Here is a 12839-nt window from a genome sequence, read left to right as displayed (position 1 = left end):
CTTGAGCGCCCAGGCCAGCTGCAAGGCATATTTGCCGGGTTTTAGAGCGTGATGACTATTCGTCAGTGACGCCCTTTGCAGGGTAACGCTCGGGTATACTGCCGCGTTTTGTGATGCCCCTGCAGGCCAAGCGCCAATTCGCGAAAACTTCGCTTACGGATTATTTCCCGTGAAGCGGTATTTTTTCGGCCAGCCTGTACAGAGGGATTTCGGCACCATTTTGGAGTTTTACATGCTCGAGCAGGCTCAACGCGTCCTCAAGGACATCTTCGGCTACGACAGTTTTCGTGGCCGCCAGGGTGCGATCATTGAGCGCGTGGCCAGTGGTGGTGATGCCCTGGTCCTGATGCCTACCGGTGGCGGCAAGTCGCTGTGCTTCCAGGTGCCGGCGCTGTTGCGCAATGGCTTGGCCGTGGTGGTGTCGCCGCTGATCGCGTTGATGGACGATCAAGTCGCCACCCTTGAAGAACTCGGTGTCGCCGCCGCCGCCTTGAACTCCACCTTGAGTGCCGAACAGCAGCGCGAGCTGGCTGCGCGCATCAAGCGCGGTGAAGTGAAGATGCTCTACCTGGCGCCTGAACGGCTGGTGCAGCCACGCATGCTGGCCTTCCTGCAAAGTCTGGAAATTGCGCTGTTCGCCATCGACGAAGCCCACTGCGTGTCGCAATGGGGCCACGATTTCCGTCGCGAATACCTGCAACTGGGCCAACTGGCGGAATTGTTCCCCGACGTGCCGCGCATCGCCCTGACCGCCACCGCCGACAAACGCACCCGCGAAGAAATCGTCGAGCGCCTGCATCTGCAGAACGCCGAACGCTTCCTGTCGAGCTTCGACCGGCCGAATATTTTTTACCGCATCGTGCCCAAGGAACAGCCGCGCAAGCAGTTGCTGGCATTCTTGTCCGAGCGGCGCAGCGACGCAGGCATCGTGTATTGCCTGTCGCGCAAAAAGGTCGATGAAGTGGCGGCATTTCTCTGCGAGCAAGGCTACCCGGCGCTGCCGTATCACGCGGGCCTGCCCAATGACACGCGCTCTGCCCACCAGAAGCGCTTCCTCAACGAGGAAGGCCTGATCATGGTGGCGACCATCGCGTTCGGCATGGGTATCGACAAATCCAACGTACGCTTTGTTGCGCATATGGACCTGCCAAAATCCCTTGAGGCCTACTATCAGGAAACCGGTCGCGCCGGCCGTGATGGCCTGCCGGCGGATGCCTGGATGGTCTACGGCCTGCAAGACGTGGTGATGCTCAAGCAGATGTTGCAGAACTCCGAAGGTGACGAGCGCCACAAGCGCCTGGAACAACACAAGCTCGATGCCATGCTCTCGCTGTGCGAAGAGACCCGTTGCCGCCGGCAGACGCTACTCGCCTATTTCGACGAGGACATGCCCGAGCCATGCGGGCACTGTGACAATTGCACCGATGGCGTGCAGACCTGGGACGCTACCGAACCGGCACGCCAGGCGCTGTCGACGATCTACCGCACCGGCCAGCGCTACGGCGTGGGGCATCTGGTGGACGTACTGCTGGGCAAGGACAACGAGAAAGTGCGCAGCTTCGGCCATGAAAAACTCTCGGTGTACGGTGTCGGCAAGGCGCGCGCCGAAGGCGAATGGCGTTCGTTGTTTCGGCAGATGGTCGCGCGCAACCTGGTGGACATCGACATCGAAGGCTACGGCGGCTTGCGCCTGAATGACAGTTGCCGGCCATTGCTCAAGGGCGAAGTAAGCCTGGAGCTGCGCCGCGACCTTAAGCCGCAGACCACTGCCAAAAGCAGCAGCACCAGCCCGGCCAGCCAATTGGTGCGCGGCGAAGAACGCGAACAGTGGGAAGCCTTGCGCACCCTGCGGCGCAAACTGGCGCAGGAACACAGTGTGCCGCCTTACGTTATCTTCCCCGACTCCACGTTGCTGGAGATGCTGCGCGAGCAGCCGACCAGCATGGCCGAGATGGCCAAGGTCAGCGGCGTCGGTGCGCGCAAGCTGGAACGCTATGGCCAGGCCTTCCTCGAAGTGCTCGGCGGCCAAGTCGAAGCGCCCAAGGAAGTTGCCGACATCCGCCACGAACTGATCAGCCTGGCACGTGCCGGCATGACCCCGATCCAGATCGCCGGTCAGCTGCAATGCTCGGAGAAAAACGTCTACACCTTGCTGGCCGAATCTATTGGCAAACAGCAGTTGTCGTTGGAGCAGGCCCTTGATTTACCGGAAGATCTGCTGGGCGAAATCCAGGATGCCTTCCTCGACGGAGAAGGCGAATTGCCACCTGTCACGGAGATCGCACCGCTGTTTACCGGGCGTGTTCCGGAGGGTGTTTTGTATTGCGTACGGGCCGCTTTGCAGTCTGAATTTGAAATTTAGTGTGCCAATTACGACAATGTAACGAATCACTACGTAGCGATGCTTGCCTGATGGCATGGCTCATGCTTAGCTGACTAATAATTAGTCACATTTTATTTTCAGTCTAAATTATGAGTTTTTTATGCCGTTAACCGAACAACACCGCTTTGGCATGCAGTTGGCGCAAATGTCCCGAGGCTGGCGCGCCGAACTGGACCGCCGTTTGGCGGGCCTGGGTTTGTCTCAGGCGCGTTGGCTGGTGCTGTTGCACCTCGCCCGTTTTGTCGATGCACCTACTCAGCGCGAACTGGCGCAAAGCGTCGGTGTAGAAGGTCCGACCCTGGCACGCCTGCTCGACAGCCTTGAAGGCCAGGGCCTGGTGCAGCGCCAGGCGGTGCTGGAAGACCGTCGCGCAAAACGCATCCTGCTGTGCGACACCGCCTGCCCGTTGATCGACCAGATCGAAACCATCGCCACGGCCTTGCGTCACGAGTTGTTTGTGGGCGTGGATGAAGAAGATTTGCGTGTGTGCATGCGCGTGCATGGGCACATTCTGGCGAACCTGGAAAAGTCCTGAGGCGGACCCATTTAGTGGCAAGCGGGCTTGTTGTGGCGAGGGAGCTTGCTCCCGCTGGGCTGCGTAGCAGCCCCAAAGCCATCAACCTCGTTGCACCTGAATGATCGCATTCACCGCATTGGGGGCGCTTCGCACCCAAGCGGGAGCAAGCTCCCTCGCCACAGTAAGCCAGGCATTCAGCTAGAACGTCTGCCCCAGGTTCAGGTATACCGCCTGCTGCTTGTCATCATTGAACCCATAGCTGAAGTTCAGTGGCCCCAACGGCGTATCAAAGCCGAGGAAAATACTCGCGGCATTGATATACCCGCTGTCGAACTGATTGTCGTTATTCCAGGCCCGGCCGCGCTCCAACGAGGCGCCGAGGTACAGCGGGAAATCCAGCGGCAAGTACGAGCGTGGCGTCAGGCGGCGGTAGTACACAGCGCGCATCAGCGCGATGTTCTGCCCCGAGATTGAGTCTTCGCGAAAGCCTGATAATTGCCGCGCACCGCCGAGCAGGAAGCTGGAAACCACCACGTCGGATTTATCCAGGGTGCGGCCATAACGACCGCCGAGTATCAAGGTGTCCGGGCCGTGGCTCATGGCCTTGTCCAGCTTGAACTCCCACTGTCGGTAGCGCTGGTCCGACCCCAGGCCTGGCTCGAACTCTCGGAAGGCCAGGCCGATGTCTTCGCCGGAATGGGGGAAGTACACGTTATCCAGTGAATCGAACGAGTACTTGAGCTCATAGAAACCCTCACTGAAGCTGACACTCGGCAAGTCGCGCTCGCCAATGCGCACATCGGCCTTGCCCCACGCCTCACCGACGCCGAAGCGGATCTCGCCGCTGTTGCCGATCTGGCGCCCCACGTTCAAACCAAAACCGTAGCGCTCCAGGCGGTATTCGGCGATAGGGTCGCTGTCCAGCACCAGGTCAACGTTCTGTGCCTGGGCACTGATATAGGGCGCGACGAAGTAGCGCGAGCCCACATCCAGTGGCTGGTAGAACTCGCTGTACAGCTCTTGGCGATCACCAATCTGCACACGCGTCAGCCATTCGGCGCCAAGGCGGTTGATGCCGTTCATGCGGTAACTGGCACCCAGGTTGTAGGCGCTTTCGCCGCGCATGTCATCCGACAGGCTCAGGCCCAGGCGCAAATAGTCGGTGCCGCTGCGTTTGCCACGCGCGCTGATGACCAGGGTATTGTCCTGGCCCTTTTTCACCACGCGGTATTGCACCTGCTCGAAGTAATCCAGGCCGTACAACGTGCCCATGTCGGTTTGCAAGCGGCCCAGGTTCAGCGGCTCGCCCAGGGTTTGGCGGATGTAGTAGCGAATCACGTCGTCACTGACTTTCGAGTCGTTCTCTACCTTGATGGCGGTGATCACCGGCGTGCGTTCACCTGGGGTGCGGGCCTCCACCAATTGCGGGTCGATCGGTTCGGCGGGGCGCAGGTGCGCCAGGCGCACGTCGAGGGCGCGGGTGGCTCGGTAGCCGGCGTCGATCATGTCTTTGGCGCGGCCGAAGTCCGTCACGCCGTAGGCGGCCAGGGGCGGCTGGATCAGTACGTCCTTGGGGTGCAGGGCCTTGAGTTGTTCTTCGGAGTTGCGCCGGGTCATCAGGGTGATGGACTGGTTGAGTACGTCCACCACGGTTGCCAGTTGCTTGCGTGAGCGCAGCGGCGTGCCGATGTCCACGACAATGGCGATATCCACGCCCATTTCGCGCGCCACATCCAGCGGGATGTTGTCGGTCATGCCGCCGTCCACCAACAGTCGTCCGTCCAGTTCCACCGGAGCGAACACGGCCGGGATCGACATGCTCGCGCGGATCACCTGAGGCAAGTGGCCCTTGCTGAACACCACTTTTTCGCCGGTGGTGATGTCGGTGGCCACGGCGCGGAACGGGATTGGCAGCTTGTCGAAGTTACGCGTATTGCTGGAGTGGGCGAACATGCTTTCCAGCAACAATGCCAGGTTCTGGCCCTGGATCACGCCGAGCGGCAAGCCGAGGCTGCCGTCATCGCGGAAGCTGAGTTTTTGTTTGACGAGAAAGTCGCGATCATCCTGTTTGCGCCGAAACGGCACGTCTTCACGCGGTGGGGCATCGGATAATGCCTGTTGCCAGTCAATACTCAGCGCGAGCTTTTCCAGTTCATCGATCTTGTAGCCCGAGGCGTACAGGCCACCGATCACCGCGCCCATGCTGGTGCCGGCAATGGCATCGATCTGGATACCTTGCTCTTCCAGCGCCTTGAGCACGCCAATATGCGCCAGGCCACGGGCGGCACCGCCGGACAGCACCAGGCCGATCTTGGGGCGGGGGCTTTCGACGGCGTCGGCGATCAGGGGAAGCAAGCACAGAAACAGGCAGGACAACAGGCGGCGCATCATGAATCTCGAGGCTGGGCAATAAAGGCCGGTATTATAGTCACTCGATCGTCCGTGCCCGTTATGTCAGGAACTTCTCTAATTATGTCTGCCAGCAAACCCGAGATCGTCATCACCTATTGCACCCAATGCCAATGGCTGTTGCGCGCAGCGTGGCTGGCCCAGGAATTGTTAAGTACGTTTGCCGATGACCTGGGCCGCGTGGCGCTTGAACCGGCCACCGGCGGCGCGTTTCGCATCACGTGTGACGGTGTGCAGATCTGGGAGCGCAAGGCCGACGGCGGCTTTCCGGAGGCCAAGGTGCTCAAGCAACGCGTGCGCGACCAGATCGACCCGCAGCGCGACTTGGGGCACAACGACCGCAAGGTCTGAAGGCTACGCGGTGGCTGCCGGCTGTTTGGCCTGGCTGGCGCTGCCCATCAAGCCTGAGAGCACAATGGCGACGATGATCAGCGCGCCGCCCAGCAGCATGCGCAAGGTCGGCGTTTCGGCAAACAGCAGCCAGGCCACGGTGATGCCGTAGACCGGCTCCATGGCGAACACCACCGAGGCGGTGCGCGCCTTGATCACCGCGAGGCTGGCGACAAACAGGCTGTGCGCCAGGCCGGTACAGAACACGCCAAGCAGCCCGATCCACAGCCAGTCAATCGCTCGCACATCCGCCAACCCTGGCGCCGCCACCGGCAGCAGGCAGGCCGCGACCACCACGTTCTGGCACAGCGCGGCCTGCACCGCCGGAATGCGCCCGGAGCTGGCGCGGTTGTTCAGCGACAGCAGCGAGAACAACAGGCCCGAGAGAATCCCCCACAACAGGCCGCCCGTGGCTTGGCTGGCGAGATCGAAGTCTGGCGTCACCAGCACCAGGCCCACCGTGACCAGCGCCACCAACAGCACTTCGTTGGCGCGAATGCGTTCCCGGAATATCAGCCCTTCAAGTATTACGGTAAAGGCCGGGAATGCGGTAAAGCCCAGGGTGGCGACGGCGACGCCGGCGACTTTTACGGCGATGAAGAAGGTCACCCAATGCGCCGCCAGCAGCACGCCGCTGACGACGAGGCGGCGCCAGTCACGGATCTCGAGGGCTTTCCAGGTGGTGTTGCTGGCGAATCGCGCAAAGATCGCCAGGGCGATCACGGCAAAAGCGGCACGGCCAAATACAATGATGGCCGGCGAGGCAGCCGCCAGCTTGCCGAAGACACCGGTGAGGCCAAACATCAATGCGCCGATATGCAGGGCGCCAAGGGCTGAGCGGGGAGTCATTGCGATCCTTGAACCAACGGGAGTGACAGAATCGCAGTCTAGAGGGTCGAGGGCGCCGGTGTCTGTCGCGGGCCTCGCGAATCTTAGCGTCAGGCTCTCGTCATGCCGAGCGACGCAGTGTGCCCGGCGAGGCGCCGAATTCGCGCAGCATGGCGGCAGAGAAGGCGCTTTGTGAGGCGTAGCCGACGCGTTCGGCAATTTCGCCAACGGGCAGAGGCGTCTCGCGTAAAAGTTTCAACGCCATGTGCAGGCGACGGCTACGCAGGTAGTCCATCGGTGTTTGCCCGCACTCGGCCATAAAGCGTGCATGCAAGCGCGCCACCGAGAGGTCGGCGATACGTGCCAGGTCGGCCACTTGCAACGGGCGCGCAGCATGGCGTTCGATGTGCGCATTGAACGCCGCATACGGCAAACGCTTGCCCGGTATCGGTTGGGCCTGCGGATGATTGAGACTGGCCAACAGCAACACTGCGCCTTGCTGGGCGATCAGCGCGTCATCCACCGGGCTGTGTGCCAGCCATTGCACCAACTGGCTTTGCCGGGCGTCCAGTGTCAGTCGCGCCGGTTGCTCGAGCAGGCGGCGGCTGGTGTCGGCATGTTCGCCCAAAGACTGCGCCACCCATTGCTCGTCGGGAACGTCCAGCACCAGGCAGCGGCTGCCGTCGCGGCTGCCGCAGGCGTGGTGGGCCGAGAAGGGCAGCACCATCACGCTGCTGGCGTGCACCTGGCTGCCGAGGCCGTCGACTTCCAGGTCCAAGTGACCCGACAGCCCGAACACCAGCTGTGCGTGGTCATGGCTGTGGGCAAGTGGCTCTTCAATATAGTGGCGCAGCGTGAGGGTCGGTCTCATCGCGGTCTCCTGGGCAGCAGGCCTGCAGTCTACAACGCTTCAAGGGCTGCGAGCGCTGTCATCAGACTGACGCACAGCTGTCATGGGCTATTAACCGCCTGGGCGCAAGCTCGCCAAAACACCGTCGAGGGATGCCCATGACCAGTGCCGAGTTGGCCAAACCCAGCCGCAAACAACGGGTTCGTACCCTGTGGATCTCCGACGTGCACTTGGGCACCCGGGATTGCCAGGCCGAGCACCTGTCGCAGTTCCTCAAGGGCTACCACGCCGACAAGGTGTACCTGGTGGGCGATATCATCGACGGCTGGAAAATGCGCGGCGGCATGTATTGGCCCCAGGCCCACACCAATGTGATCCGCCGTTTGCTGACCATGGCCAAGCGCGGCACCGAGGTGATCTACGTCACCGGTAACCACGACGAATTCCTGCGGCGCTACTCCAAGCTGATCCTGGGCAATATCCAACTGGTGGACGAGGCCGTGCACGTCACCGCCGACGGCCGCCACCTGCTGGTGATTCACGGTGATCAATTTGATGTGATTACCCGTTACCACCGCTGGCTGGCCTTCCTCGGTGATTCGGCCTACGAGTTCACCCTCACGCTTAATCGCTGGCTCAACCACTGGCGTGCGCGCTATGGCTATGGCTACTGGTCGTTGTCGGCGTACCTGAAACACAAGGTCAAGACGGCGGTGAGTTTTATCAGTGATTTCGAAGAAGCGATCGCCCACGAGGTCACCAAGCGCGAGCTGCATGGCGTGGTGTGCGGACATATTCACCATGCCGAGATTCGCAAGGTGGGTGAGGTGGACTACCTCAATTGCGGGGATTGGGTGGAGTCGTGCACCGCGTTGATCGAGCACTGGGATGGCAGTATCGAGTTGTATCGGTTGGCGGATGCGCAGGTTAAAGAGGCGCTGCTCAAAGCTGAGATGGTTGCGAGCTAGAAGGTTCGCACGGTCAAAAATGTGGGAGCTGGCTTGCGTGCGATGGCGGTTGTTCAGTCAGCTTATTCAGTGACTGACACTCCGTAATCGCAGGCAAGCCAGCTCCCACAATTTGATTGGGTTTCTTCAGTTATTTCGAGATGTCGGCGATAGCATCGGCCAATAATGCCAGACGCGTGGCATCAATGCCGGCAACATTCGCCCGCCCTGAACTGACCATATACACGCTGTGCTTCTCGCGCAGTTGCTTGACCTGTTCGGCGCTCAAGCCGGTATAGGAAAACATCCCGCGCTGCGCACCAATATGCGCAAACTTCTCGGCCAGCCCGTGGGGCGCCAGCGCCTCCACCAGCCCGGAGCGCAGTTGGGCAATGCGCGAACGCATGGCCTCGACTTCATCGCTCCAGCGCTTTTTCAGCTCGGCGTCGCCCAAGATGGTCGCTACCACGGCGGCGCCATGATCCGGCGGTGTCGACCACAGGTTGCGCGCGATATTCGCCAGTTGGCTGCGCACGTCCGTGAGCTTTTCGGCGTCTGCCGCGCACACAATCAGCGCGCCGACACGGTCGCTGTACAGGCCAAAGTTTTTCGAGCAGGAACTGGTGACCAGCACTTCCGGCAGTTCGGCGGCAAACAGCCGCACCGCCCAGGCGTCCTGCTCGAGCCCGTCGCCAAAGCCCTGGTAGGCGAAGTCGATCAATGGCAGCAATTGCCGTTCGCGCACGATGTGCAGCACCTGGCGCCAATCGTCCTGGGACAGGTCAAAACCCGTCGGGTTATGGCAGCAGGCATGCAACAACACCACGTCGCCCTTGGGCACGGTGGCCAGCGTTGTAAGCATCGCGCCCACGTCCAGGCGGTTATCCGCGCCCACATACGGGTAATGGCTGACCTGGAGCCCCGCCTTGGCGAAGATGGTTTCGTGGATCGGCCAGGTCGGGTTGCTCAGCCATACGCCACGGCCCGGCAGACTTTGCGCGATAAAGTCAGCGCTCAGGCGCAGCGCGCCAGTACCGCCTGGGGTTTGCGAGGCGCCCGCGCGACGTTCGCGAACCAGCGCGGAATCGGCGCCCAGCACCAATTTACTGATCAGCGAACCGAAGGCCGCGTTGCCGTGGCCACCGATGTAGGTCTTGGTGGTTTGCGTGTCCACCAGGCGCTGTTCGGCCAGTTTTACCGAGTGCGGAATCGGCGTCAGGCCCTGGTCGTCCTTATAGACGCCCACGCCCAGGTCGAACTTGTTCGGGTTGGCGTCCTGGGCATACAGGTCCATCAGCCCGAGGATCGGATCGCCGGGCACACGGCCAATGGCATCAAAATGCATTACTTGCGGCCCTCGGCGTCTTTGGCCACTTCGTCGGTGCGCGCGGCCATGATGAAGTCGTTGCGGTGCAGGCCTTTGATCGAGTGGCTCCACCAGGTCACGGTGACTTTTCCCCACTCGGTGAGCAGGCCTGGGTGATGGCCCTCGGCTTCGGAGATTTCACCCATGGCGTTGGTAAAGGCCAGGGCGAATTTGAAGTTCTTGAACAGGAAAACCTTTTCCAGCTGCATCACGCCATCGCGGACCTCGATGTTCCAGTCGGGAATCTGCTTGATCAGTACCGGCAGCTCTTCGTCGCTGACTTGTGGGGCATCGGCGCGGCAGGCTTCGCAGTGGGCTTGGTTCAAGGTGGTCATGGGGGTGTCCTGAATTCGAAAGATTGAGATCAGTGGGCGTTACCCTAAAGCAACGCGCGGCCAGGGAACAGATTCACCTGGCCTCAAAATGTAAGGTTCAAGCAGCTTCGGGCTTGGGCGGGACTGCCTTTGGGGTGAAGAGCGGAGCATGCAGACCCAGCTGCATACCGCGCTCGACCATGCCCATGATGTCTTCCTGCGCTACTTCAAACAGGCGCTTAAGCTCGGGCAATACGAAGTACAGCGGTTGCAGAATGTCGATGCGATACGGCGTGCGCATCGCTTCCAGCGGGTCGAAGGCCTGGTGTTCGGGTTCATCCGACAGGCAATACACGCTTTCTTTAGGCGACGACAAGATGCCGCCACCGTAGATGCGCCGGCCTTGCGGGGTGTCCACCAAACCGAATTCGATGGTCATCCAGTACAGGCGCGCCAGGTACACGCGTTGCTCTTTGGTGGCCGCGAGGCCGAGCTTGCCGTAAGTGTGGGTGAACTCGGCAAACCATGGGTTGGTCAGCAGCGGGCAGTGGCCAAAGATCTCGTGGAAAATATCCGGCTCTTGCAGGTAGTCCAGTTCTTCGCGGGTGCGAATAAAGGTCGCCACCGGAAATTGCTTGCTGGCGAGCAATTCAAAGAAGGTCTGGAAGGGGATCAGTGCGGGGACGCGGGCAACTTGCCAGCCGGTGGTTTCGGCCAACACCTTGTTGATCTCACCCAGTTGCGGGATGCGGTCCAGGGGCAGGCCGAGCTTGTCGATGCCGTCCAGGTATTCCTGGCAGGCGCGTCCTTCGATCACTTTCAATTGGCGCGTGATCAGGGTGTTCCACACCGCGTGTTCTTCCGGCGGGTAGTGGATAAAACCTTGCGCATCGGGCTCGCGGGCCACGTAGTGCGTCTGCTTCATACGGCTCTCCTGCTAGGCATTCGTTCTTGTTATGTCCTGCGATGAGCCTATTGATAACGCGGAAGGCGACGGATTCCATCGGGCTCCGGTGCTTGCGCGTAGGAAAAGTTACCGTTATTCGTAAAGTTTTCGTTACGGTACGCCGGCCTCTCGTTGTCTTGGGCTGGGAAAAGGTCACAAGCTGTCACATAATCTTGACGACTATCTGCGCCCAGCGGCAAAAAGACGCGGCGCTTTCCCACCTTTTGGGTTTTTTAATGCGTATTAAAGTGCACTGCCAGAACCGTATCGGCATCCTGCGGGACATCCTCAACCTGCTGGTGGAGTACGGCGTCAACGTCGCCAAAGGCGAGGTGGGCGGTGAGCACGGCAACGCCATTTACCTGTTTTGTCCCAATCTGGTGAACATGCAGTTCCAGGCGCTGCGCCCGCAATTCGAAGCGATAGCCGGGGTATTTGGGGTTAAACGGGTAGGGCTGATGCCCAGCGAACGTCGGCATATGGAGCTTAATGCGCTGCTCGGCGCCCTGGAGTTTCCGGTGTTGTCGATTGATATGGGCGGCTCCATCGTCGCCGCCAACCGTGCGGCGGCGCAGTTGCTCGGGGTGCGGGTGGACGAGGTGCCGGGCATTCCGCTGTCGCGTTATGCCGAGGATTTCGACCTGCCGGAGCTGGTGCGTGCGAGCAAATCACGCATCAACGGCTTGCGGGTCAAGGTCAAGGGTGACGTGTTTCTGGCGGACATCGCGCCGCTGCAATCCTCCGAGCACGACGACAGCGAGGCCATGGCCGGCGCCGTGTTGACCCTGCACCGTGCCGACCGTGTGGGCGAGCGTATCTACAATGTGCGCAAGCAAGAGCTGCGCGGTTTCGACAGTATTTTCCAAAGCTCCAAAGTCATGGCCGCCGTGGTGCGCGAAGCCCGGCGCATGGCGCCGCTGGATGCGCCGCTATTAATAGAAGGTGAAACCGGCACTGGCAAAGAGTTGCTGGCACGCGCTTGTCACTTGGCCAGCCCGCGCGGGCAATCGCCCTTGATGGCGCTCAATTGTGCGGGCCTGCCGGAGTCGATGGCCGAGACCGAGTTGTTCGGCTACGGCCCCGGTGCGTTTGAAGGGGCAAGGGCCGAGGGCAAGTTGGGCCTGCTGGAGCTGACGGCGGGCGGTACGTTGTTTCTCGATGGTGTGGGGGAAATGAGTGCACGCTTGCAGGTGAAATTGCTGCGCTTTTTGCAGGACGGCTGCTTTCGCCGGGTGGGCAGTGATGAAGAGGTCTATCTGGATGTGCGGGTGATCTGCGCGACCCAGGTGGACTTGTCGGAACTCTGTGCGCGTGGCGAATTCCGCCAGGACCTGTATCACCGGCTTAACGTGCTGTCGCTGCATATCCCGCCGTTGCGTGAATGCCTGGACGGCCTGGCGCCGCTGGTAGAGCACTTTCTTGACCAGGCCAGCCGACAGATTGGTTGCCCGCTGCCCAAGCTGGCGCCGGCGGCGATGGACCGGCTCAGTCATTACCATTGGCCCGGTAATGTGCGGCAGTTGGAGAACGTGTTGTTTCAGGCGGTGTCGTTGTGCGACGGCGGGATGGTCAAGGCCGAGCATATTCGCTTGCCGGATTATGGGGTGCGTCAGCCGCTTGGCGATTTTTCCCTGGAAGGCGGATTGGAAAATATCGTCGGGCGGTTTGAAAAGGCGGTGCTGGAGGCTTTGTATGCCGAGCATCCGAGCAGTCGGCAGTTGGGTAAGCGCCTTGGTGTGTCGCACACCACCATTGCCAATAAGTTACGCGATTACGAAATCCTAAAGACCGATAAATAACCTGCTGACACGCTGAGGTTTAAACTGTGGGAGCGGGCTTGCTCGCGAAGGCGGTGGGTCAGTTACAGATGAATTAACTGACCCACCGCC

11 protein-coding genes are annotated in these 12839 nt (G+C 60.9%); 5 read left to right on the top strand and 6 right to left on the bottom strand.

The features are described from left to right. The first annotated feature begins 232 nt into the window (after positions 1-232). Both recQ and ACTD9P_RS03075 read left to right on the top strand, forming a co-directional pair. Positions 233-2362, top strand: a complete 2130-nt coding sequence (gene recQ, locus ACTD9P_RS03080) for a DNA helicase RecQ (protein WP_200433492.1) — start codon at positions 233-235, stop codon at positions 2360-2362. A 121-nt stretch (positions 2363-2483) separates the two neighbouring features. Continuing rightward, positions 2484-2918 (top strand): MarR family transcriptional regulator, encoded by a 435-nt coding sequence (locus ACTD9P_RS03075; RefSeq protein ID WP_438866632.1) that lies wholly within the window; start codon positions 2484-2486, stop codon positions 2916-2918. 180 nt (positions 2919-3098) lie between these two features. On the opposite strand, the gene ACTD9P_RS03070 is transcribed toward ACTD9P_RS03075, so the two are convergent. Continuing rightward, on the bottom strand, positions 3099-5288 hold the full coding sequence (locus tag ACTD9P_RS03070; protein ID WP_438866717.1) for a patatin-like phospholipase family protein: 2190 nt from the start codon (positions 5286-5288) through the stop codon (positions 3099-3101). 84 nt (positions 5289-5372) lie between these two features. On the opposite strand from ACTD9P_RS03070, the gene ACTD9P_RS03065 reads away from it, so the two are divergent. Next, positions 5373-5660, top strand: a complete 288-nt coding sequence (locus ACTD9P_RS03065) for an Rdx family protein (protein WP_138814467.1) — start codon at positions 5373-5375, stop codon at positions 5658-5660. A 3-nt stretch (positions 5661-5663) separates the two neighbouring features. Here ACTD9P_RS03065 and ACTD9P_RS03060 read toward each other — a convergent pair whose 3' ends face one another. Together ACTD9P_RS03060 and ACTD9P_RS03055 are read right to left on the bottom strand one after the other, a co-directional pair. Continuing rightward, complete coding sequence (locus tag ACTD9P_RS03060) at positions 5664-6548, bottom strand: DMT family transporter (RefSeq protein WP_138814468.1); 885 nt, start codon at positions 6546-6548, stop codon at positions 5664-5666. Positions 6549-6648: 100 nt separating this feature from the next. After that, positions 6649-7398 (bottom strand): AraC family transcriptional regulator, encoded by a 750-nt coding sequence (locus ACTD9P_RS03055; protein ID WP_138814469.1) that lies wholly within the window; start codon positions 7396-7398, stop codon positions 6649-6651. 137 nt (positions 7399-7535) lie between these two features. On the opposite strand from ACTD9P_RS03055, the gene ACTD9P_RS03050 reads away from it, so the two are divergent. After that, positions 7536-8345 (top strand): UDP-2,3-diacylglucosamine diphosphatase, encoded by an 810-nt coding sequence (locus ACTD9P_RS03050; RefSeq protein ID WP_438866631.1) that lies wholly within the window; start codon positions 7536-7538, stop codon positions 8343-8345. 130 nt (positions 8346-8475) lie between these two features. Here ACTD9P_RS03050 and ACTD9P_RS03045 read toward each other — a convergent pair whose 3' ends face one another. From ACTD9P_RS03045 to phhA, 3 genes are all read right to left on the bottom strand, one after another. Then, positions 8476-9669, bottom strand: coding sequence for an amino acid aminotransferase (locus ACTD9P_RS03045; protein WP_438866630.1), 1194 nt, complete (start codon positions 9667-9669; stop codon positions 8476-8478). After that, positions 9669-10025 carry a 4a-hydroxytetrahydrobiopterin dehydratase gene (locus tag ACTD9P_RS03040; RefSeq protein WP_017134918.1) on the bottom strand — a complete coding sequence of 119 codons (357 nt, stop codon included), beginning with the start codon at positions 10023-10025 and terminating at the stop codon, positions 9669-9671. Before ACTD9P_RS03040 ends, ACTD9P_RS03045 begins: the two co-directional genes overlap by 1 nt. Before the next feature lie 97 nt (positions 10026-10122). After that, entirely contained in the window at positions 10123-10929 is an 807-nt protein-coding gene (gene phhA, locus ACTD9P_RS03035; RefSeq protein ID WP_017134919.1) for a phenylalanine 4-monooxygenase, read from the bottom strand. A 257-nt stretch (positions 10930-11186) separates the two neighbouring features. Between phhA and ACTD9P_RS03030 the strand changes: the two genes are divergently transcribed. After that, positions 11187-12749, top strand: a complete 1563-nt coding sequence (locus tag ACTD9P_RS03030) for a sigma-54-dependent transcriptional regulator (RefSeq protein ID WP_138814472.1) — start codon at positions 11187-11189, stop codon at positions 12747-12749. The last annotated feature ends 90 nt before the right edge of the window (positions 12750-12839 follow it).

This window comes from Pseudomonas onubensis (genome assembly GCF_965653655.1).
GTDB lineage: Bacteria > Pseudomonadota > Gammaproteobacteria > Pseudomonadales > Pseudomonadaceae > Aquipseudomonas.
Note: the sequence above shows the minus strand (reverse complement) of the source record. Positions and strands in the feature narration are given on the sequence as shown.

Coding starts and splice junctions, on each gene's coding strand:
- ACTD9P_RS03045 (WP_438866630.1), bottom strand. CDS start 9,669: ATGCATTTTGATGCCATTGGCCGTGTGCCCGGCGATCCGATCCTCGGG.
- ACTD9P_RS03055 (WP_138814469.1), bottom strand. CDS start 7,398: ATGAGACCGACCCTCACGCTGCGCCACTATATTGAAGAGCCACTTGCC.
- ACTD9P_RS03065 (WP_138814467.1), top strand. CDS start 5,373: ATGTCTGCCAGCAAACCCGAGATCGTCATCACCTATTGCACCCAATGC.
- phhA (WP_017134919.1), bottom strand. CDS start 10,929: ATGAAGCAGACGCACTACGTGGCCCGCGAGCCCGATGCGCAAGGTTTT.
- ACTD9P_RS03030 (WP_138814472.1), top strand. CDS start 11,187: ATGCGTATTAAAGTGCACTGCCAGAACCGTATCGGCATCCTGCGGGAC.
- ACTD9P_RS03075 (WP_438866632.1), top strand. CDS start 2,484: ATGCCGTTAACCGAACAACACCGCTTTGGCATGCAGTTGGCGCAAATG.
- ACTD9P_RS03070 (WP_438866717.1), bottom strand. CDS start 5,288: ATGCGCCGCCTGTTGTCCTGCCTGTTTCTGTGCTTGCTTCCCCTGATC.
- recQ (WP_200433492.1), top strand. CDS start 233: ATGCTCGAGCAGGCTCAACGCGTCCTCAAGGACATCTTCGGCTACGAC.
- ACTD9P_RS03040 (WP_017134918.1), bottom strand. CDS start 10,025: ATGACCACCTTGAACCAAGCCCACTGCGAAGCCTGCCGCGCCGATGCC.
- ACTD9P_RS03050 (WP_438866631.1), top strand. CDS start 7,536: ATGACCAGTGCCGAGTTGGCCAAACCCAGCCGCAAACAACGGGTTCGT.
- ACTD9P_RS03060 (WP_138814468.1), bottom strand. CDS start 6,548: ATGACTCCCCGCTCAGCCCTTGGCGCCCTGCATATCGGCGCATTGATG.